This is a genomic window from Pseudomonas sp. GW822-FHT01E03 (assembly GCF_058802985.1).
On the sequence record NZ_JBXAOQ010000002.1, the window covers coordinates 339,521 to 360,254 of the forward strand.

The 20,734-nt window shown below is 60.4% G+C and carries 19 protein-coding genes, 1 other RNA gene and 2 pseudogenes; 14 read left to right on the top strand and 8 right to left on the bottom strand.

Going from position 1 to position 20,734, the window contains the following annotated elements:
- The first annotated feature begins 247 nt into the window (after nucleotides 1-247).
- The 5 genes from rho (at nucleotide 248) to AC1RP7_RS04805 (ending at nucleotide 7,167) form a co-directional block, all read left to right on the top strand.
- Complete coding sequence (gene rho / locus AC1RP7_RS04785; protein ID WP_057712815.1) at nucleotides 248-1,507, top strand: transcription termination factor Rho; 1,260 nt, start codon at nucleotides 248-250, stop codon at nucleotides 1,505-1,507.
- A 182-nt stretch (nucleotides 1,508-1,689) separates the two neighbouring features.
- Nucleotides 1,690-3,687: an acyltransferase family protein gene (locus tag AC1RP7_RS04790; protein ID WP_493181399.1), complete on the top strand. Its 1,998-nt coding sequence runs from the start codon at nucleotides 1,690-1,692 to the stop codon at nucleotides 3,685-3,687.
- A 69-nt stretch (nucleotides 3,688-3,756) separates the two neighbouring features.
- Nucleotides 3,757-5,223: a 4-hydroxy-3-polyprenylbenzoate decarboxylase gene (ubiD, locus tag AC1RP7_RS04795; RefSeq protein WP_008048693.1), complete on the top strand. Its 1,467-nt coding sequence runs from the start codon at nucleotides 3,757-3,759 to the stop codon at nucleotides 5,221-5,223.
- Entirely contained in the window at nucleotides 5,223-6,191 is a 969-nt protein-coding gene (locus AC1RP7_RS04800; protein ID WP_493181398.1) for a CDP-6-deoxy-delta-3,4-glucoseen reductase, read from the top strand. Before ubiD ends, AC1RP7_RS04800 begins: the two co-directional genes overlap by 1 nt.
- Before the next feature lie 307 nt (nucleotides 6,192-6,498).
- Nucleotides 6,499-7,167, top strand: coding sequence for a gamma-glutamylcyclotransferase (locus AC1RP7_RS04805; protein WP_090452075.1), 669 nt, complete (start codon nucleotides 6,499-6,501; stop codon nucleotides 7,165-7,167).
- On the opposite strand, the gene glpT is transcribed toward AC1RP7_RS04805, so the two are convergent.
- Both glpT and AC1RP7_RS04815 read right to left on the bottom strand, forming a co-directional pair.
- A complete protein-coding gene (gene glpT, locus AC1RP7_RS04810; RefSeq protein WP_008048696.1) occupies nucleotides 7,143-8,492 on the bottom strand; it encodes a glycerol-3-phosphate transporter in 1,350 nt (449 codons plus the stop codon). The two genes, AC1RP7_RS04805 and glpT, sit on opposite strands and share 25 nt — an antisense overlap.
- Nucleotides 8,493-8,902: 410 nt before the next feature.
- Nucleotides 8,903-9,880: an NADPH:quinone oxidoreductase family protein gene (locus AC1RP7_RS04815; protein WP_218494655.1), complete on the bottom strand. Its 978-nt coding sequence runs from the start codon at nucleotides 9,878-9,880 to the stop codon at nucleotides 8,903-8,905.
- A 150-nt stretch (nucleotides 9,881-10,030) separates the two neighbouring features.
- Here AC1RP7_RS04815 and AC1RP7_RS04820 point away from each other — a divergent pair, with 150 nt between their 5' ends.
- A complete protein-coding gene (locus tag AC1RP7_RS04820; RefSeq protein ID WP_032829534.1) occupies nucleotides 10,031-10,438 on the top strand; it encodes a flagellar basal body-associated protein FliL in 408 nt (135 codons plus the stop codon).
- A gap of 142 nt (nucleotides 10,439-10,580) precedes the next feature.
- Here AC1RP7_RS04820 and AC1RP7_RS04825 read toward each other — a convergent pair whose 3' ends face one another.
- Nucleotides 10,581-11,033 carry an EVE domain-containing protein gene (locus tag AC1RP7_RS04825; protein WP_102669334.1) on the bottom strand — a complete coding sequence of 151 codons (453 nt, stop codon included), beginning with the start codon at nucleotides 11,031-11,033 and terminating at the stop codon, nucleotides 10,581-10,583.
- Nucleotides 11,034-11,228: 195 nt separating this feature from the next.
- Between AC1RP7_RS04825 and AC1RP7_RS04830 the strand changes: the two genes are divergently transcribed.
- Nucleotides 11,229-11,384: a hypothetical protein gene (locus AC1RP7_RS04830; RefSeq protein WP_007982896.1), complete on the top strand. Its 156-nt coding sequence runs from the start codon at nucleotides 11,229-11,231 to the stop codon at nucleotides 11,382-11,384.
- A gap of 35 nt (nucleotides 11,385-11,419) precedes the next feature.
- Here AC1RP7_RS04830 and AC1RP7_RS04835 read toward each other — a convergent pair whose 3' ends face one another.
- From AC1RP7_RS04835 to AC1RP7_RS04855, 5 genes and pseudogenes are all read right to left on the bottom strand, one after another.
- Entirely contained in the window at nucleotides 11,420-12,025 is a 606-nt protein-coding gene (locus tag AC1RP7_RS04835; RefSeq protein WP_008048703.1) for a 5-formyltetrahydrofolate cyclo-ligase, read from the bottom strand.
- Nucleotides 12,026-12,111: 86 nt separating this feature from the next.
- Nucleotides 12,112-12,290: non-coding RNA, 6S RNA (ssrS, locus tag AC1RP7_RS04840), on the bottom strand.
- Between the two features lie 30 nt (nucleotides 12,291-12,320).
- Nucleotides 12,321-12,638: a cell division protein ZapA gene (locus AC1RP7_RS04845; protein ID WP_057712821.1), complete on the bottom strand. Its 318-nt coding sequence runs from the start codon at nucleotides 12,636-12,638 to the stop codon at nucleotides 12,321-12,323.
- The gene (locus tag AC1RP7_RS04850; RefSeq protein WP_007982902.1) at nucleotides 12,635-12,844 is read right to left on the bottom strand and encodes a TIGR02449 family protein; all 210 of its coding nucleotides are present in this window, start codon (nucleotides 12,842-12,844) and stop codon (nucleotides 12,635-12,637) included. The genes AC1RP7_RS04845 and AC1RP7_RS04850 overlap by 4 nt, the downstream gene beginning before the upstream one ends.
- Before the next feature lie 25 nt (nucleotides 12,845-12,869).
- Nucleotides 12,870-13,004 (bottom strand): annotated as a pseudogene (locus AC1RP7_RS04855) (outer membrane lipoprotein carrier protein LolA); the annotation flags it as partial.
- Between the two features lie 34 nt (nucleotides 13,005-13,038).
- Here AC1RP7_RS04855 and AC1RP7_RS04860 point away from each other — a divergent pair.
- From AC1RP7_RS04860 to AC1RP7_RS04890, 7 genes and pseudogenes are all read left to right on the top strand, one after another.
- Entirely contained in the window at nucleotides 13,039-13,596 is a 558-nt protein-coding gene (locus tag AC1RP7_RS04860; protein WP_057712822.1) for a YecA/YgfB family protein, read from the top strand.
- Between the two features lie 27 nt (nucleotides 13,597-13,623).
- A complete protein-coding gene (pepP, locus tag AC1RP7_RS04865; RefSeq protein ID WP_493181397.1) occupies nucleotides 13,624-14,958 on the top strand; it encodes a Xaa-Pro aminopeptidase in 1,335 nt (444 codons plus the stop codon).
- Nucleotides 14,955-16,142 (top strand): 2-octaprenyl-6-methoxyphenyl hydroxylase, encoded by a 1,188-nt coding sequence (gene ubiH / locus AC1RP7_RS04870; protein ID WP_150813740.1) that lies wholly within the window; start codon nucleotides 14,955-14,957, stop codon nucleotides 16,140-16,142. The genes pepP and ubiH overlap by 4 nt, the downstream gene beginning before the upstream one ends.
- A gap of 37 nt (nucleotides 16,143-16,179) precedes the next feature.
- A pseudogene (locus AC1RP7_RS04875) lies at nucleotides 16,180-16,287 on the top strand (tetrameric acyl-CoA thioesterase); the annotation flags it as partial.
- Nucleotides 16,288-16,296: 9 nt separating this feature from the next.
- A complete protein-coding gene (locus tag AC1RP7_RS04880) occupies nucleotides 16,297-17,514 on the top strand; it encodes a 2-octaprenyl-3-methyl-6-methoxy-1,4-benzoquinol hydroxylase (protein WP_174245559.1) in 1,218 nt (405 codons plus the stop codon).
- Between the two features lie 248 nt (nucleotides 17,515-17,762).
- Complete coding sequence (locus AC1RP7_RS04885) at nucleotides 17,763-18,767, top strand: extracellular solute-binding protein (RefSeq protein WP_493181396.1); 1,005 nt, start codon at nucleotides 17,763-17,765, stop codon at nucleotides 18,765-18,767.
- A 205-nt stretch (nucleotides 18,768-18,972) separates the two neighbouring features.
- Complete coding sequence (locus tag AC1RP7_RS04890; protein WP_057712827.1) at nucleotides 18,973-20,589, top strand: ABC transporter permease; 1,617 nt, start codon at nucleotides 18,973-18,975, stop codon at nucleotides 20,587-20,589.
- Nucleotides 20,590-20,734 lie beyond the last annotated feature (145 nt).

Below are 20,734 nucleotides of genomic sequence, written 5' to 3' on the forward strand. Positions count from 1 at the left end.
GCGTCGTTGCAAAGTGTCCTCAAAAAGCCCCGCAAATAGCGGGGCTTTTTGCGTATTCAGGGCTAGACGCTCCTAAACTCAGGTGGTACATTCGGCCCCGCACTGGTTTCTCCATTGCCCCCTGCTAGCCGTCGCCGACGCACTCCTTTTCGAATAAGTACGCGATCCTGTCGCCTTCTCCGCGGCGCGGCCTCATTAAGCCAAAAGCTTAATTTCCCCCCTCCATAAATGATTACGTCATTCCTATATGAATCTGACTGAACTCAAGCAAAAGCCGATTACCGAACTGCTCGAATTGGCCGAACAGATGGGCATAGAAAATATGGCCCGTTCGCGCAAGCAGGACGTGATTTTCTCCCTGCTCAAGAAGCACGCGAAAAGCGGTGAGGAAATCTCCGGTGATGGCGTGCTGGAGATTCTCCAGGACGGCTTCGGCTTCCTGCGCTCCGCTGACGCTTCCTATCTCGCAGGTCCAGACGATATCTACGTCTCGCCGAGCCAGATCCGCCGTTTCAACTTGCGCACCGGTGACACCATCGTTGGCAAGATCCGCCCTCCAAAGGAAGGCGAGCGTTATTTCGCGCTGCTCAAGGTCGACACGATCAACTTCGACCGTCCGGAAAACGCGAAGAACAAGATTCTCTTCGAGAACCTGACCCCGCTGTTCCCGACCGTGCGCATGAAGATGGAAGCCGGTAACGGTTCCACCGAAGACTTGACCGGTCGTGTCATCGACCTGTGCGCCCCAATCGGTAAAGGCCAGCGCGGTCTGATCGTTGCACCGCCGAAAGCCGGCAAGACGATCATGCTGCAGAACATTGCCGCGAACATCGCGCGTAACAACCCTGAAGTTCACCTGATCGTGCTGCTGATCGACGAACGTCCGGAAGAAGTAACCGAAATGCAGCGCACCGTGCGCGGTGAAGTGGTTGCCTCGACGTTCGACGAGCCGCCAACCCGTCACGTGCAGGTTGCCGAAATGGTGATCGAGAAGGCCAAGCGCCTGGTCGAGCACAAGAAAGACGTGGTGATCCTGCTCGACTCCATCACTCGTCTGGCTCGCGCCTACAACACCGTGATCCCGAGCTCCGGCAAGGTACTGACCGGTGGTGTCGATGCCCACGCCCTGGAGAAACCGAAGCGTTTCTTCGGCGCCGCGCGGAACATCGAAGAAGGCGGCTCGCTGACCATCATCGCCACCGCGCTGGTTGAAACCGGCTCGAAGATGGACGAAGTGATCTACGAGGAATTCAAAGGCACCGGCAACATGGAGCTGCCTCTGGATCGCCGCATCGCTGAAAAACGCGTGTTCCCGGCCATCAACATCAACCGTTCTGGCACCCGCCGCGAAGAGTTGCTGACCGCCGACGACGAGCTGCAGCGCATGTGGATTCTGCGCAAACTGCTGCACCCGATGGATGAAATTGCTGCCATCGAGTTCCTGGTCGACAAGCTGAAAACGACCAAGACCAACGACGAATTCTTCCTGTCGATGAAGCGCAAGTAACATCGCCCGTTGAGTTCAAGAGAATGGCGCCCCGGTGGGGCGCCTTTTTTTTACCTGGGCCATGGGAGGTTTTTGATTGGCCAAGGTCAGTTGGTTAGCACTTCAACCAGCCGCGTTTGCAGTCATCTCCGGGGGCGATGCTCAAGCGCGCTGAAAATAACGATCTGACTGGTTTAATGCTTATGAGCTCACTGGCTTATCGAAGGGATATCGACGGCTTGCGCGCAGTGGCGGTGATCGCCGTCGTGCTGTTTCACTTTGGCGTTCCTGGGTTTACCGGCGGCTTTGTCGGCGTGGACGTGTTTTTCGTGATTTCCGGTTACCTGATCACGTCGATCATCTGGAATCAGCGCCAGGCCGGGCAATTCAGCTTCGTCGATTTCTGGGCCCGGCGTGCGCGGCGGATTTTGCCGGCGTTGTTCGCGATGATCATTGCGGTGCTGGCGGTCGGCTGGTTTTTGCTGGCACCGAAGGATTACGAAGAGCTTGGGCGATCGGTGCGTTACCAGGTGATGTTCGTCTCCAACATCCTGTTCATGCGCCAGGACGGCTATTTCGATGTCGCCTCCGATCTCAAGCCTCTGCTGCACACCTGGTCGCTGGCGGTGGAGGAGCAGTTTTACATCGTCTTCCCGTTGCTGCTGACACTGCTGTCGAGCCGTCTCAAGTATTGGCGACTGGCACTGTTCAGCGTATTGCTGCTGTCCTTTGGTTTGAGCGTGTGGGCTGTCGCCCATCATCCGGAAAAAGCTTTCTTCCTGTTGCCTATGCGTGCGTGGGAGCTATTGGCCGGTGCGATGCTGGCGGTAGCGCCCAAGTCTGCATGGCGTCTCAAGCCGATGGCAGCGCAGTGGCTGAGTCTGCTCGGTATGTTGCTGATCCTGTTGGCGGTGTTCGGTTATGACAAGGCCACGCCATTCCCGGGTGTCGCGGCGTTGCTGCCGGTGTCAGGTGTGGTGCTGCTGATTCTGGCCAACGGTCATCGTGAAACCTGGGTTGGTCAGTTTTTGAGCAGTCGGATAATGGTCGGCCTCGGTCTGATTTCATATTCCTGGTACCTGTGGCACTGGCCGGTGTTCGTATTCTCCAGCTATGCCAGCGTCGGTGAAACGAGTGTTTTCGACAGTGCCGGGTTGATTTTACTGACGCTGTTGCTGGGTTATCTGTCTTGGAAATTCGTCGAAACCCCGTTTCGTGAGCGTCGCCTGCTCGCCGGGCGCCGGCAGATTCTGCTCGCTGGCGCCTGCGGCGTCCTGGTGCTCGGCCTGGCCGGACAAGCCTTGCGATGGACCGACGGCTTGCCATGGCGTCTGTCTGACCAGGCCCTGCAATACGCCAAGGGTCGCGAATGGCGGCCAGAGCTGATGGCCTGCCTGGCCGATGACAAGACGCCGGATGACAAGTTGTTCTGCCGTTATGGCGCGCAAAACCGCCTGCCCCCAGCGCTTGTCTGGGGCGATAGCCATGCCACGGCGTTGATTCCGGTTTTCGACGAGGGTGCCAAGGCCCATGGCGTCAATGTGATGCTCGCCAGTTCTGCTGGCTGTTTGCCTGTCGAAGGCCTGGAGCACGATGCGCGTTGTGGGCGGTTCAATCAACGCGTTGAGCAGGCCCTGAAGCCGCAAGCTGTCAGCGATGTGGTGCTGGTCGCGCACTGGAGCCTATACCTCTATGGCGATGCCAAAGGTGATCTGGGCCACGTTCTGAAAAGCGCTGACGGGCATTACGACCGCGCAATTGCCGAACAACGTCTGGCCGATGGCTTGCGTACCCGAGTCGCGCAATTGCGTGCCGGCGGGCATCGGGTCTGGCTGGTAAAAGAGGCGCCGTTGCAGGCCTTCAGCCCACCGTATCGCCTCACCCGTCTGGCAATGCTGGCCCGTCCGGTCGACGATGTCGGGCTGGCGCTCGCAGAGCATCACAAGCGCCAGGCATTCATCAGTCAATTGTTCGCACAATTGGCGCAGGACCCGGCGGTACAGGTGGTGGACCCGGCGCCAAGACTGTGTGATGCCAGCGGCCTGTGCCGCGCCGAACGCGGCGGCTACTCGTTGTACACCGATGACAATCACCTCTCGGAAGTCGGTGCGCGGTTCGTGGCGCCGATCCTCGAACCGCTGTTTGTCAGTCTGCAAGCCAGGGCAAACGAGGGGAAACCGCAGGTGAATGCATCCAGATAAGCAGCGATAAGCTGCCAGCGGCCGGCAGAGCAGGTAGGATGTACGCCTATTTTTCGGGTGCCATCATCAATGAAATTCAAGGATCTTCGGGATTTCGTGCAGCAGCTTGAGCAGCGCGGAGAGTTGAAACGCATCCAGATCCCCGTCTCTCCAGTGCTGGAGATGACCGAGGTGTGTGATCGCACGCTGCGTGCCAAAGGCCCGGCGCTGTTGTTCGAAAAGCCGACAGGCTATGACATCCCGGTGCTCGGCAACCTGTTTGGTACCCCCGAGCGGGTCGCCATGGGCATGGGTGCCGAGTCGGTCAGCGAGCTGCGCGAGATCGGCAAGCTGCTGGCGTTCCTAAAGGAACCCGAGCCACCCAAAGGCTTGAAGGATGCCTGGTCCAAGCTGCCGATCTTCCGCAAGATCATTTCGATGGCGCCCAAAGTCGTCAAGGACGCGGTGTGCCAGGAAGTGGTCATCGAAGGCGACGACGTCGACCTGGCCATGCTGCCGGTGCAAACCTGCTGGCCGGGCGACGTCGGTCCGCTGATCACCTGGGGTCTGACCGTCACCAAAGGCCCGAACAAGGATCGCCAGAACCTCGGTATCTACCGTCAGCAAGTGATCGGTCGCAACAAGGTCATCATGCGCTGGCTGAGCCACCGTGGCGGCGCGCTGGATTACCGCGAGTGGTGCGAAAAGCATCCGGGCCAGCCGTTCCCGGTTTCCGTGGCCCTGGGCGCTGACCCGGCGACCATCCTCGGTGCCGTGACCCCGGTGCCCGACAGCCTTTCCGAATACGCCTTCGCAGGCCTCTTGCGCGGTAACCGCACTGAGTTGGTGAAGTGTCGCGGCAACGACCTGCAAGTGCCGGCCACCGCCGAAATCATCCTCGAAGGCGTGATCCATCCGGGCGAGATGGCCGATGAAGGCCCATACGGCGACCACACCGGTTACTACAACGAAGTCGACAGCTTCCCGGTGTTCACCGTCGAGCGCATTACCCATCGGATCAAGCCGATCTACCACAGTACCTACACCGGCCGTCCGCCGGATGAGCCGGCAATCCTCGGCGTGGCATTGAACGAAGTGTTCGTGCCGATCCTGCAGAAGCAGTTCCCGGAGATCACCGATTTCTACCTGCCGCCCGAAGGTTGCTCGTACCGCATGGCCATCGTGACCATGAAAAAGTCGTATCCGGGCCACGCCAAGCGGGTAATGCTGGGTGTCTGGTCGTTTTTGCGACAGTTCATGTACACCAAGTTCGTTATCGTCACCGACGACGATATCAACGCCCGGGACTGGAACGACGTGATCTGGGCCATCACCACGCGCATGGACCCCAAGCGCGACACCGTGATGATCGACAACACGCCGATCGACTACCTCGACTTCGCCTCGCCGGTTTCCGGCCTGGGGTCGAAAATGGGCCTCGATGCCACGCATAAATGGCCGGGCGAAACTACTCGCGAATGGGGCCGGGTCATCGTCAAGGATGATGCCGTGACCCAGCGGATCGATGCCATCTGGAATCAGTTAGGAATAGATTGATGCGTGTAACCTTGCAGCCCTCCGGAGCAGTACTTGAGATATTGCCCGGCGAGCGGATTCTCGATGGCGCACGACGTCTGGGCTACGAATGCCCGCAAAGCTGCCGCAACGGCAATTGCCACGTCTGCGCGGCGCTGCTGGTGGAAGGCCGGGTCGAGCAGGCTGGCAATGTGCGTGACCATGGCGAGTTCTACACTTGCATAGCGGAGCCGCTGGAAGACTGCATCGTGCTGTGGGATGGCGTGCTCGCGCTGGGAGAACTGCCGGTGCGCAGCGTGTCGTGTCAGGTCATTGAGTGCAAGGAGGTGGGCGGCGACACCTGGCGCGTGCGTCTGCGGGCTCCGGCCGGCAAACCGCCGCGCTACCACGCTGGCCAGTACCTGATGATCGAACGGGAGAGCGGCGAAAAGTCCGCATTCTCCCTCGCCTCGGCACCGCATGCGGGGCGCGACCTGGAAATCCACGTACTGGCGCGCGAATCCAGTGCGCTGAGCCTGATCGAACAGCTCCAGCGCAACAGTATGGTGCGGATCGAATTGCCGTTCGGCGATACCCACCTGGAGGAGTTGCCGTACGGTCCTCTCGTGCTGATCGCCGCGGGTACCGGCATGGGCCAGATCCATAGTCTGATCGAGCATTGCCGGGCCTCGGGTTTCAAGCACCCGGTGCATCTGTATTGGGGCGTGCGTCGTCCTGAAGATTTTTATCAGATCGAGCATTGGGACGAATGGCTGAAGTTGCCCAACCTGTTCCTGCACAAGGTCGTCAGCGATCAATGCGGTTGGGAAGGGCGGTGCGGCATGTTGCATGAAGCGGTCTGTGAAGACTTCCCTGACCTCAAGCCGCTACACGTGTACGCCAGTGGCTCTCCGGCCATGGTCTACGGCACGCTGGATGCGCTGGTGGAAGCGGGAATGGATGCCCACCAGATGCGTGCCGACGTATTTGCCTACGCACCAAGATCCTGATGCTGCACTCCCTGTAGGAGCGAGCTTGCTCGCGATGGTCGTTAACGATTACTCGGGCAGTCAGGCTACCCGCAGCGCTCTTGATTCCATCGCGAGCAAGCTCGCTCCTACAGGTGTATAACTCCACATATAGCCAATCGGCATTTATAAATTTTTATAAATATCGGTAGGTTATATGTTGTCCAGGCAATTCATTAAGAACTGTGCCATGGCATTTAAATTGCCTTAAAACTTATGTGCCTTATTGTTACAGCCGTGCGTTCTATTAAGTAATTCTTCACCCGCGGGGAGCTGAACGCTATTCGCCATGAGCGCCATTGAATCTGCTTTTTTGAATCTGGCTTACCCTCCGCGGCTCGATCTGGGGCCGCAGCTCACTCACGAACAACTGCTCAGCTCGATGCAATCGACCATGGCGCGCCACAAGGGCGGGCCGGTGTGGCTGTTTGCGTATGGCTCGCTGATCTGGCGCCCTGAATGCACGGCGGTTGAGCGGGTTCGCGGCCGGGTGCATGGCTACCATCGCGGGTTGTACCTGTGGTCCCACGAACATCGCGGCACCCCGGAAATGCCCGGCCTGGTGTTTGGCCTGGATCGCGGCGGTTCTTGCAGCGGTTTCGCCTATCGCTTGCCCGAGGAGCAACTCGAAGCCTCGCTCTACGCACTTTGGCAGCGCGAGATGCCTTTCCCTTCCTACCGCCCGCACTGGCTCAACTGCCGCCTCGACGATGGCAGCCAGGTTCAGGCATTGGGCTTTGTGCTGGAACGACACCTGCCCAGCTATGCCGGCAACCTGCCGGACCATGTGCTGAGCCATGTGTTCGAAAACGCCTGCGGGCGCTACGGCACCACTCGCGATTATGTCGAGCAGACCGCGCACGCCCTGCGCAGCCACGCCATGCCAGACCGGAATCTGGAGGCGCGGCTCAAGCGCTGTAAATCAAAGGCCGATCAAGCGAGTGCTTCGCGGCCCTGACTGGCGATTTGTTTGTGCCGTAGTGTCGGGGCCAGGAAGGCCATCGCCAACAGGCAGGCACCGACCAGCAGCACGAAACCGCCGTCCCAACCGAAATGGTCCACGGTGTAGCCCATCGCTGCACTGGCCGCGACCGAACCGCCCAAGTAACCGAACAGACCGGTAAAGCCCGCCGCCGTACCGGCAGCTTTCTTCGGTGCCAGTTCCAGCGCCTGCAGGCCGATCAGCATCACCGGGCCGTAGATCAGGAAGCCAATGGACAGCAGCGCGATCATGTCGACCATCGGATTGCCGGCCGGGTTGAGCCAGTAAACCAGCGTCGCGACCGTCACCAACGCCATGAACACCATGCCGGTCAGGCCACGGTTGCCACGGAAGATCTTGTCCGACATCCAGCCGCACAGCAGCGTGCCCGGGATACCTGCCCACTCGTAGAAGAAGTACGCCCACGAGGTTTTATCCACAGTGAAACCCTTGGCTTCCTTGAGGTAGGTCGGTGCCCAGTCCAGCACGCCGTAACGCAGCAGATAGACAAAGACGTTGGCCAAGGCGATGTACCAGAGCATTTTGTTGCGCAGCACGTATTTGACGAAGATTTCCTTGGCGCTGAATTCCTCTTCGTGGCTGGCGTCGTAGCCTTCCGGGTAGTCGTTCTTGTATTGCTCGATCGGCGGCAGGCCAACCGATTGCGGGGTGTCGCGCATGGTCACAAAGGCAAACACCGCTACTGCCAGCGCCACGGCTGCCGGCACGTAGAACGCGGCGTGCCAGTCATTGAACAGCCCCATGCCGATCAGGAACAACGGGCCGATCAGGCCACCGCCGACGTTGTGCGCCACGTTCCAGACGGACACCACGCCGCCACGTTCCTTCTGCGACCACCAGTGCACCATGGTCCGGCCACTCGGCGGCCAACCCATGCCCTGCGCCCAGCCGTTGATGAACAGCAAAATGAACATCATGGTCACGCTGGACGTCGCCCAGGGCGCGAAACCGAAAATGAACATCACCCCAGCCGACACCAGAAGGCCGAATGGCAGGAAGAAGCGCGGGTTGGAACGGTCGGACACCAGGCCCATGAGAAACTTCGACAGACCGTAGGCAATCGCGATGGCGGACATCGCCAGACCCAGTTGGCCACGGGAGTAGCCCTCATCGATCAGGTACGGCATGGCCAGGGAGAAGTTCTTGCGCAGCAGGTAGTAACCGGCATAGCCAATGAAAATGCCGGCGAAAATCTGCCAGCGAAGGCGTCGGTAGGTACTGTCTATTTTTTCTTCAGGCAATGGAGCCTGATGTGCGGCAGGACGAAAGAAAGCAAACATTCAAGAGCTCCAGATTTCTTGTTTTGACTGCGGATACGAATGTTACAGTTTCGTTACCGAAAATAGCACCGGTTCTCATCGGCAAAACAGCGGAAATGTTGGAAGTCGCGCATTCCTTTATGAACATGTCGCTCAGATGTAAGTGAAGGGCGTTGTAGGAGGCGTTACCTGCTTTCGGTTTTCAGCTGGACCCGCAGTTACCTGACCCACTCGCTTTCACCGACTCAATTGCCGGAAGAGAAGCGTCTGGCTCTGATTGCCAAGCTCAATGCCAGCGTCCGTTCGATTGTGCAGCGGTGTAGCGAACATCCGGCGAGTCGGTATGTGCGGTTTTTGCCGGAGGAGATTCGGGTGTTGCTTTGACGGCAATAAAAGCGCGGCTACATGGCCGCGCTTTTTTGCAGAGAGATTCAGCGAACCTGCACCACCACTTTCCCCACCGCTTTACGCTGGCCAAGGTCATTGATCGCCTGCGCCGCATTGCTCAGCGGATACACCTGGGACACCAGAGGCTTGAGCTTGCCTTCGGCAAACCAGCCGAACAACTGCTGGAAGTTCGCCGCGTTGTCCTGCGGCTGGCGTTGGGCAAACGAACCCCAGAACACGCCGAGCACTGCCGCGCCTTTAAGCAAGGCCAGGTTGACCGGCAATTCGGGAATGCGACCGCTGGCGAAGCCGACCACCAGCAAGCGGCCGTTCCAGGCGATGGCACGGATGGCCTGGTCGAACAGGTCGCCGCCGACCGGGTCGTAGATCACGTCGGCACCCTGGCCGTCGGTCAGACGCTTGATTTCGTCCTTCAGGCTGGTTTCGCTGTAGTTGATCAGTTCGTCGGCGCCGGCGGCCTTGGCCACGGCGAGTTTCTCTGCGCTGCTGGCCGCCGCGATCACCCGGGCGCCCATGGCTTTGCCGATTTCCACCGCCGCCAGGCCGACGCCGCCGGAAGCACCCAGTACCAGCAGGGTTTCACCCGGTTGCAGGTTGCCGCGTTGCTTGAGGGCATGCATCGAGGTGCCGTAGGTCATGCTGAAGGCGGCGGCGGTGTTGAAGTCCATCGATGGCGGGATCGGCAGTGCGTTGTAGCTCGGCACGGCGACCTGCTCGGCAAAGCTGCCCCAGCCGGTCAGGGCCATGACCCGGTCACCGACTTTCAAGTGGCTGACTTTTTCACCCACTGCGCTGACCACGCCGGCCGCTTCACCACCCGGCGAAAACGGGAAGGGCGGCTTGAACTGGTATTTGCCCTCGATGATCAACGTGTCGGGGAAGTTCACCCCGGCGGCGTGCACGTCCAGCAGGATTTCATTCTTCTTCGCGACAGGACTGGCGACGTCTTCCAGCACCAGCGATTCGGCAGGGCCGAAGGCTTTGCACAGCACGGCTTTCATCAGGGCTATTCCTTTGGGAGTGATGGCCGATAAGTGTAGGTGTGTGGGTCGATGGGTCAACGAGCATGCCCGGCCCTGATAGTCAGCCATAAGCTTGTGCTTGCGCAGCGGGTCGTTATGCTAGGCCGCAAACCGGATAAGGAGCGAATTTTGAAAGCGTGGATCATGTTGATGCTGGCCCTGTCTCTGCCTGTGGCAGCGGTGGCCGAAGAAGCCAAAGAAGATGCAGCTCCGAAGGTCAGTTACATCACCCTGAGCCCGCCGTTCGTGGGTAACTACGGGCTGGACGGCACGCCGAAACTCAAGGTCTACAAGGCCGATGTGGCGTTGCGGGTGACCGGTGACGAGGCCGCCAAGGCGGTGAAGGCCAATGAACCCTTGATCCGCAATCAATTGGTCGCACTGTTCGCCCAGCAGACCACCGAGACGATGAACAACGTCGAGGCCAAGGAAAAGCTGCGTCAGGAAGCCCTGAAACAGACCCAACAGGTGATGAACGACGAAACCGGTAAGCCGGTGGTTGAGGATTTGTTGTTCAACAACTTGATCATTCAGTAAGACTTCAATTGCTTGAGCTGGCGTCATCGCGAGCAAGCTCGCTCCCACAGTGGATTGGTGTTGAAGCACAATCACATGTCCACCGCAGAACCTTGTGGGAGCGAGCTTGCTCGCGATGAGGCCAGTCCAGGCGACAAATGACTCAAGGCTTTAAGGCAATCACCGCTGCCCATTGCTCCGCCGTCACCGGCATCACCGATAACCGCGAGCCTTTCTGCACCAGTGGCAACTCGGCCAGCGCCGTCTGCTGTTTCAGATAATCCAGTTTCAGCACCCGGGCAAACGTCTCGACATGCGCGACATCGATCGCACTCCAGGCGTTTTTCTCCGGAGTGGCCTTCGGGTCAAAATAATGGCTCTCTGGCTCCAGCGCCGTCGGGTCCGGATACGCAGCTTCGACAATCTTGCCGATTCCGGCAATGCCAGGCTCGGGGCAGCTGGAATGATAGAAAAAGAACTCATCCCCCACCGCCATGGCCCGCAGGAAATTGCGTGCCTGATAGTTGCGAACCCCGTCCCAGCGCGCTTTGCCGAGCTTTTCCAGCCCTTTGATCGAGAGTTCGTCGGGCTCGGATTTCATCAGCCAATAGGCCATGTCTTTTGCTCCTTGCGTGGTGATTGAGCAGCTTGTCGGCGATTTTATGACAAACCGACAGTCGGTTGACGTCAGCATTTGCGCAGCGGTTCACGTTGTCGCAAAATGCCGGCCTTTAAAGCTTGACGCTGCTGCACGGCCTACAAACGGAAACCGCTGCTGTCATCGTGTTGATGTGCCTTTGGGGGGCAATCGATGAAACGCAAACCGGATTTACTATGGATTTTGGTCATTTTGTTTGGCCTTGGCGTCGTGACCACTGGCTATGCCCAAAGCCTATGGGCCAACAAGACCGATGCGCCGGTCGAACTCGCCCAATTGCAGCAACAGTCGACAGCCTTCAAGCGCTGATCCTGTTGCCTCGGCGCCACTGATCGAAGTGGCGCCTAGCCTGCGTAATACCAGGCCTTGTCCGTCACCGTTCCTTGCAGCGGCACATCCCAGCTCGCCTGAGCCAATCGCGCCACTTTCTGACATTCATGGGCCAGCCCCAACAGCGTCGGCTTGCGCCAGTCATTTCGTCGCGCCAGGTAGGCCAGGCTCCGGTCGTAGAAACCACCGCCCATTCCCAGGCGTCCGCCGACATCGTCAAAACCCACCAATGGCAACAGCACCAGATCCAGCGCCCAGATCTTGCGCTGCCGGGCGAGGTTGGCCCGTGGTTCGAGAATACGGAAGCGGTTGGGTTTGAGTTTTTCCCCGGGACGGATGCGCTGGAACACCATTTTGGTTCGCGGCCAGGCGCTCAGCACCGGTAGATAGGTGGCTTTGCCCCGGCGTTGCGCGGCGCGCAGCAACAGACGCGGATCGATTTCACCATCGGTCGGTAGATAGAGCGAGATGTGCCGGGCGCGGCGGAACAGCGGTTGCTGGGCCAATTGCTTGTACAGCCCGCGAGCGGCCTGGCGTTGCTGACTGGGTGTCAGTGCGCGGCGGGCCTTGCGCAGCATGCGTCGAAGTTGCGGGCGGGGGAGCAGCGCAGGTTCGGTCATGTATTCGGGCTTCAACAATGCGGATACGTGAAGCGTACCCGTAAAAACGCCAATGCCGGTATCAAAACCGGCATTGGACTGAAATCAGGCTCCCCGAATGTGCCGCTGTCGACTTAGCCCTTGAACCCGAAAGTTCAAGGTGGAAGATGCAGTAGGCTTTAAGGCTTTCCGTCTAGCGGACATGCACACCAGCCCAACGTGCAACCTCCAGGGTATAGCAAATCGGCTCAGGGACATCGCCAACTGGCAAGCACCCCAGGGAGTGAGGGGATTATACCGCAAGCGGCGGCGCGAATCAGCCTTTGGTGACATCCGGATCGGTGGCGAGCGCCAGATCGACGCGATCGAGCAGGTCACGCACTTGTTCGCGGGTCGAGCCGCTGGCCTGGATATCCGGCCGTTCTTCCTTGTGCAACAGGTCGTGGGTGATGTTCAGCGCGGCCATCACGGCGATACGGTCGGCGCCGATGACTTTGCCGCTGCTGCGGATCTCGCGCATCTTGCCGTCCAGATAACGGGCGGCGCTGATCAAATTACTGCGCTCTTCCTGTGGGCAGATGATCGAATACTCTTTGTCGAGGATCTGCACGGTGACGCTATTGCTTGAACTCATGAGTCTTGCTCCAGGGCCTTGAGGCGCGAAATCATCGATTCGACCTTACGCCGGGCGATTTCGTTTTTTTCAATGAGGTGCGCGCGTTCCTCGCGCCAGGTCTTTTCCTGAGCTAGTAAGAGTCCGTTTTGACTCTTAAGTTGCTCGACTCGGGTAATCAGCAGTTCGAGTCTGGCCATCAGCGCTTGCAGGTCGGTGTCTTCCATTGTCTTCACTGTCTGATGGGTGACGGACTGTAGGAGCGAGCTTGCTCGCGATGAATCTGAGAGCGCCGCGGGGTATCAGGTACCCAGCATTATCATTGACGACCATCGCGAGCAAGCTCGCTCCTACAGGGGTAGTCGATGTAGGATACAAGGCCTTCATTCTAGACATAGCGCCGTCTGGCGCCTAGCTGCCCATGACCATTCAGAATTCCCCGTACCAAGCCTTCGCCACCCTGCTGACTTCCAGCGGTCATAACGTCTCGCCTGCCGAACTGCATGGCCTGCTGCTCGGCCGCAGCTGTGCCGGCGCCGGTTTCAATGCCGAAGAGTGGTTGATCGACGCCGCCGAACTGCTCGAAAGCGAGCCGCAGGACAACGTTCGCAACGCCTTGATCGGCTTGCAAGAGATGGTCAAGGGCGAGCTAACGGGCGATGACGTGACCGTCGTTCTGCTGTTGCCGACCGATGACGCCCCCCTCACCGACCGTGCTGTCGCACTGGGCCAGTGGTGCCAGGGTTTCCTCAGCGGCTTCGGCCTGAACTGCCGTGACAGCAGCGCCCTGAGCACCGAGGCCACCGAGGTGCTGCAGGATCTGGCGGCCATTTCCCAGGTGCAGGATGCCCTGGAAGAGTCCGACGACGGCGAAAACGACTACATGGAAGTCATGGAATACCTGCGCGTCGCTCCGCTGCTGCTGTTCTCCGAGACCAAAAAAGACGTACCGGCCGCCGCCAAACCGTCGCTGCACTAATCGTTTGCCAGGGAACGCCATCTGCCCATGATCCATATCCCGAAATCGGAATACAGCCGTCGCCGCAAGGCCCTGATGGCGCAGATGGAACCCAACAGCATCGCCATCCTGCCCGCCGCCGCGGTGGCCATTCGTAACCGCGACGTCGAGCACGTTTACCGCCAGGACAGCGACTTCCAGTACCTCAGCGGCTTTCCCGAGCCCCAGGCCGTACTGGTATTGATGCCGGGGCGCGTGCATGGCGAATACATCCTGTTCTGCCGCGAACGCAATGCCGAGCGCGAGCTGTGGGATGGCCTGCGTGCCGGGCAGGAAGGCGCGATTCGCGACTTCGGCGCCGACGATGCCTTTCCGATCACTGATATCGACGACATCCTGCCGGGCCTGATCGAAGGCCGTGACCGGGTGTATTCGGCCATGGGCAGCAACCCCGAATTCGACCGCCACCTGATGGAGTGGATCAACGTGATCCGCTCCAAGGCCAACCTCGGTGCCCAGCCGCCGAACGAATTCGTTGCCCTGGATCATCTGCTGCACGACATGCGCCTGTATAAATCGGCGGCAGAAGTGAAAGTGATGCGCGAGGCGGCGCGGATTTCCGCCCAGGCGCATGTACGGGCAATGCAGGCCTGTCGCTCTGGATTGCACGAATTCAGCCTGGAAGCCGAGCTCGATTACGAATTCCGCAAGGGCGGGGCGAAGATGCCGGCCTACGGGTCGATCGTCGCGGCGGGGCGCAACAGCTGCATCCTGCATTACCAGCAGAATGACGCGCTGCTCAAGGACGGTGACCTGGTGCTGATCGATGCCGGTTGCGAGATCGACTGCTACGCCAGCGACATCACCCGGACCTTTCCGGTCAGCGGCAAATATTCAGCGGAACAGAAAGCGATCTACGAATTGGTGCTGGCCTCCCAGGAAGCCGCCTTTGCCGAAATCGCCCCGAACAAGCACTGGAATCAGGCGCACGAGGCCACGGTCCGGGTCATCACGGCCGGGCTGGTCAAGCTGGGTCTGCTGCGTGGTGACGTTGACGAACTGATCGCCAGCGAAGCCTACAAGGCGTTTTACATGCACCGCGCCGGCCATTGGCTGGGCATGGATGTGCATGACGTCGGCGAATACAAGGTCGGCGGCGAGTGGCGCGTGCTGGAAGTCGGCATGGCGCTGACCGTGGAACCGGGGATCTATATCGCCCCGGACAACCAGAATGTTGCGAAGAAATGGCGCGGCATCGGCGTGCGCATCGAGGACGACGTAGTGGTCACTAAAACCGGCTGTGAAATATTGACGAGCGGCGTGCCGAAAACCGTCGCCGAGATAGAGGCCCTGATGGCCGCCGCGCGGGCACAGGCAGCATGAGTCGAGTCAATCTGGCAATCATCGGTGGCGGGCTGGTCGGTGCAAGCCTGGCACTGGCGCTTCAGGCCGGGGCCAAGGCCCGAGGCTGGAAGATCGTGTTGATCGAACCGTTCGCTCCTGGCGACACCTGGCAACCGAGTTACGATGCCCGTTCCTCGGCGTTGTCCTTCGGCTCGCGGCAAATCTATCAACGGTTGGGTGTCTGGCAGGAAGTCTCGCGCCGCGCCGAGCCGATCAAGCAGATTCATGTTTCCGACCGTGGTCGATTCTCGACGGCGCGGTTGTCGGCAATGGAAGAGGGTGTTCCAGCGCTGGGTTATGTCGTTGAAAACGCCTGGCTCGGCCAATGCCTGTGGCAAGGCCTGGACAAGGACGTGATCAGATGGCACTGCCCGGCGGAAGTCACCCGCATGGAGCCGCTGACCGACGGCTACCGCCTGACCCTCAATGATGAAACCACCCTGGAATGCGACCTCGCGGTGCTCGCCGACGGTGGCCGCTCCGGCCTGCGCGAGCAACTTGGGATCGGCATCCGCAAGCGTCCGTACAACCAGAGCGCGCTGATCGCCAACATCACCCCGAGCGAAGCCCACAACGGCATGGCTTTCGAGCGCTTCACCGACGAAGGCCCGATGGCGTTGCTGCCGCTACCGGATAATCGCTGCGCATTGGTCTGGACCCGCCTGGGCATGGACGCGCAACGTCTGGCAGCCCTCGACGAGCGCAGCTTCCTCAGCGAGTTGCAGGGTGTGTTCGGTTATCGCCTTGGCACATTGAAGCAGGTGGGTGCGCGGCATCTGTATCCGCTGACACTGGTCGAGGCCGAAGAACAGGTGCGCCCGCATCTGGCGGTCCTCGGCAACGCGGCGCACAGCCTGCATCCGATTGCCGGCCAGGGATTCAACCTGTCCCTGCGCGATGCCCAGGCCCTGGCCAATGCCTTGCTCGCCAGTGAAAAACCATTGGGCGACTTCGCCACGTTGCAGGCCTATCGCGAACACCAGCGTCTCGATCAGGACCTCACCGTGGGTTTCTCCGATCAGGTTACGCGCCTGTTCGGCAGTACCCAGCCGCTGGTGTCCCTGGGGCGCAACATCGGCTTGCTCGGCCTCGATCTTCTGCCACCGGCCAAACGCTGGTTTGCCCGGCAGGCGATGGGGCTGGGTACGCGTCCAGATGCGTAACTGGCTGATCCGCCGATTCGGCAAGGCGCGATTGATAAAATACCTGCCTTGCAGGTTCGACATTCATGACAGCGCCGGCCACTTGGTGGCGCGGGTCAGGAAAACCCTTTACGTGCGGCTCAAGCCGCAAGAGAGACAGGCTTAAAGCATGGAAATGCGCGCAGATCTGCTGATTGTCGGGGCCGGAATGGTTGGCAGCGCCCTGGCGCTGGCGTTGCAGGACAGCGGGCTGGAAGTCCTGCTGCTGGACGGCAGCCCCATGAGCGTCAAACCGTTCAACGCTCAGGCAGCGTTTGAGCCACGGGTGAGCGCCTTGTCGACTGCCAGCCAGCGGATTCTCGAGCGCCTGGGCGTGTGGGACGGCATCGCCGGGCGGCGCAGCAGCCCCTACACCGACATGCAGGTCTGGGATGGCAGCGGCACCGGGCAAATCCACTTCTCGGCGGCCAGCGTGCATGCCGAGGTGCTGGGGCATATCGTCGAGAACCGCGTGGTCCAGGATGCCTTGCTCGAGCGCCTGCACGATTGCGACCTGGGGTTGCTGGCCAATGCTCGCCTGGAGCAGATGCGCCGCTCCGGCGATGACTGGCTGCTGACCCTGGCCGATGGCCGCACCCTGCGCGCGCCGCTGGTGATCGCGGCAGATGGCGCCAACTCGGCGGTGCGACGCCTGGCCGGAGTGGCGACCCGCGAATGGGATTATTTGCACCATGCCATCGTCACCAGCGTGCGTTGCGCCAAACCGCATCAGATGACGGCGTGGCAGCGTTTCACCGACACCGGCCCGTTGGCGTTTCTACCCCTTGAGCGGGACGGCCAACAGGATTGGTGTTCGATCGTCTGGTCGACCACACCCGGCGAAGCCGAACGTCTGATGGCGATGGACGAGCAAGGTTTCTGCAAGGCATTGGAGCGGGCCTTTGAAGGTCGGCTCGGCGAAGTACTGAGCGCCGATCCGCGCCTGTGTGTGCCCCTGCGTCAGCGGCATGCCAAGCGGTATGTGGCTGAAGGACTGGCATTGATCGGCGACGCGGCCCACACCATTCACCCATTGGCCGGGCAGGGGGTGAATCTCGGATTCCTCGATGCCGCCGTGCTGGCCGAAGTGTTGCTGCAAGCGGCAACACGTGGCGAACGCCTGGCGGATGTGAAAGTCCTCAGCCGTTACGAGCGTCGACGCATGCCCCACAACCTGGCGCTGATGGCGGCGATGGAAGGCTTCGAGCGGTTGTTTCAGGCCGATCCGTTGCCGGTGCGCTGGTTGCGTAATACCGGGTTGAAAATGGTGGAGAAGATGCCGGAAGCCAAGGCGTTGTTCGTGCGTGAAGCGCTGGGGTTGACCGGGGATTTACCGGCACTCGCCAAGGCCTGAGATTTTTGTTGAGGTTAAGGGCCCCTTCGCGAGCAAGCTCGCTCCCACAGGAATTCAGGTGTTAATGCAATTTGTGTGAACGCTGGAGAACCCTGTGGGAGCGAGCTTGCTCGCGATGGCGGCAGTTCAGCCACCCAATATTCCAGCTTGTGCAACATCTGGTAACTCCTCCGCAAGCGGGTTCGATTGAGAAGCTAAATGTGAGTCCTTATCATTTGTCCTCATTTTTCAATCGAGAGACCGCTCCCATGTTGGCACCGAAGCGTCTACTGACTGCACTGGCCTTGACCCTGATCGGCAGCACCGCCGCCCAGGCCGCTGACGAAGTGGTGGTCTACTCCTCGCGAATCGACGAGCTGATCAAGCCAGTATTCGATGCCTACACCGCCAAGACCGGCGTGAAGGTGAAGTTCATCACCGACAAGGAAGCGCCGCTGATGCAGCGGCTCAAGGCCGAGGGCGCGAATACGCCGGCCGACCTGCTGCTCACCGTCGATGCCGGTAACCTCTGGCAAGCCGAGCAGATGGGCATCCTCCAGCCGTTCACCTCGAAAACCATCGACACCAATATTCCGCTGCAATACCGGGCAGCCTCCCACGCCTGGACCGGCCTGAGCCTGCGGGCGCGGACCATTGCCTACTCCACAGATCGGGTGAAGCCGGGTGAACTGACCACCTACGAAGCGCTGGCCGACAAACAATGGGAAGGCCGCCTGTGCCTGCGCACGGCGAAGAAGGTCTACAACCAGTCCCTGACCGCGACCATGATCGAAGTGCACGGCGCCGGGAAGACCGAGGAAATCCTCAAGGGCTGGGTCAGGAACCTGTCCACTGACGTGTTCTCCGACGACACCGCCGTGCTGGAAGCGATCAACGCCGGCCAGTGCGACGTCGGTATCGTCAACACCTACTACTACGGCCGCCTGCACAAGCAGAAGCCAGACCTGCCGGTGAAACTGTTCTGGCCGAACCAGGCTGACCGTGGCGTACACATCAACCTGTCGGGTATCGGCCTGACACAACACGCGCCACACCCGGAAGCGGCCAAGGCTCTGGTGGAGTGGATGACCACCCCTGAAGCGCAGAAAATCTTTGCCGACGTGAACCAGGAGTTCCCGGCGAATCCGGCCGTGCAGCCATCGGCTGAAGTCGCCGAATGGGGCAAGTTCATCGCTGATACCTTGCCTGTGGAAATCGCCGGCAAGCGCCAGGCTGAGGCGATTCGCATGATGGACAAGGCTGGCTGGAACTGAGCCAGCTGTTATGCTGCGCCCCGCCTAGGCGGGGCGTTTGTTTTTGCGTTACGCACCCCTGACGCTGTAGGAGCGAGCTTGCTCGCGATGAACGTCAGGGTGCCGCGGACCGTCAGGCTTCCCGCATTATCGTTGACGTTTTTCGCAAGCGAGCTCGCTCCTACCAGTGTCGATCTCATCCATTAGATAGTAGAGAACCAAGCCTGTGGCCCATCCCGCCCAACGCCGCTGGTATCCAGTCGTCTTCGCCATTGCTGCGCTGGTCCTGTTGCCCCTGAGCGTGCTGCTGCTGTCCTGGCAAACCATCGATCAACAGATCTGGTCTCATCTCTGGGACACGCAGATGCCGCGTTTGCTGGGCAATACCCTGACCCTGGTGCTAGGCGTCGGTGTCGGCGTGACAGTCCTGGGTGTCAGCCTGGCCTGGCTTACCAGCCTTTGCGAATTCCCCGGTCGGCGCTGGCTGGACTGGGCATTGATGCTGCCCTTCGCGATCCCTGCCTATGTGCTGGCCTTCGTCTTCGTCGGCCTGCTGGATTTTGCCGGGCCCGTGCAAACCCTGCTGCGCGAGTGGTTTGGCAGTGGCCTGCGGCTGCCGCGCGTGCGCTCCACGGGTGGCGTGATCGTCGTGCTCGTGTTGGTCTTTTATCCCTATGTTTACCTGCTGGCGCGCACCGCCTTCCTCGCCCAGGGCAAAGGCCTGATGGAAGCCGCGCGGGTCCTTGGTCAATCGCCCTGGCAAGCGTTCTGGCGGGTGGCATTGCCCATGGCGCGGCCAGCCATCGGTGCGGGCGTGGCATTGGCACTGATGGAAACCCTGGCGGACTTCGGCGCAGTGTCGGTGTTCAACTTCGATACCTTCACCACGGCCATCTACAAGACCTGGTACGGTTTTTTCAGCCTGTCCTCCGCCGCGCAACTGGCCAGCCTGTTACTGCTGGTGGTGATGCTCGTGCTCTACGGCGAACGGCGTGCCCGTGGGGCGAACCGGGCGAGTAACGAGCGACCACGGGTCAAGGCGCTGTATCACCTGCGAGGCGTCAAGGCGCTGGCGGCCACGACGTGGTGCTGCCTGGTGTTCGCCTGTGCTTTCGTTATCCCGATGCTGCAATTGGTGGTGTGGTTCTGGCTGCGTGGGCGCTTCGATCTCGACGAGCGCTACACCGGGTTGATCGTCCATACCTTGTACCTGGGGGCGATGGCGGCGTTGATCACCGTCAGCGTCGCCTTGTTACTGGCGTTTGCCCGACGACTGGCGCCCACCCGGGTCATTCGTTCCGGGGTCAGTCTGGCCAACCTGGGCTACGCCTTGCCCGGTTCGGTGCTGGCGGTGTCGATCATGCTCGCGTTCAGTTACCTGGACCGCGAACTGGTGATCCCGCTCTCGAGCTGGCTCGGTGGTGCGGGCAAACCGCTGCTGCTGGGCAGCCTGTCGGCATTGTTGCTGGCCTATCTGGTGCGATTCATTGCGGTGGCTTACGGACCGCTGGAAAGCAGCCTGGCGCGTATACGGCCATCTTTGCCCGAAGCGGCACGTAGCCTTGGCGTCAGTGGGCCACGACTGTTTTTCAAAGTGTATCTGCCACTATTGCTACCCGGCACGTTGAGCGCCGCGCTGCTGGTGTTCGTCGATGTGCTCAAGGAAATGCCCGCAACCTTGCTGATGCGCCCGTTTGGCTGGGACACGCTGGCGGTGCGAATCTTCGAAATGACCAGCGAAGGCGAATGGGCGCGGGCGTCTTTGCCGGCATTGACCCTGGTACTGGTCGGGCTGTTACCGGTCATCGGATTGATCCGACGCTCAGCACATCGAAACAGCTAGGTGTCAGTCCTACACCTTGCGGCTACAATGCGCGGCATTCGGTGCGGTCCGTCTGACAGACCAGGTAGCTGAAATCGGCTGAAGGCCCTTTGTTTCAAGGCATTCAGTCCGTGCAGTACCTGCCCGCACCTTCGCCACGCCCGGA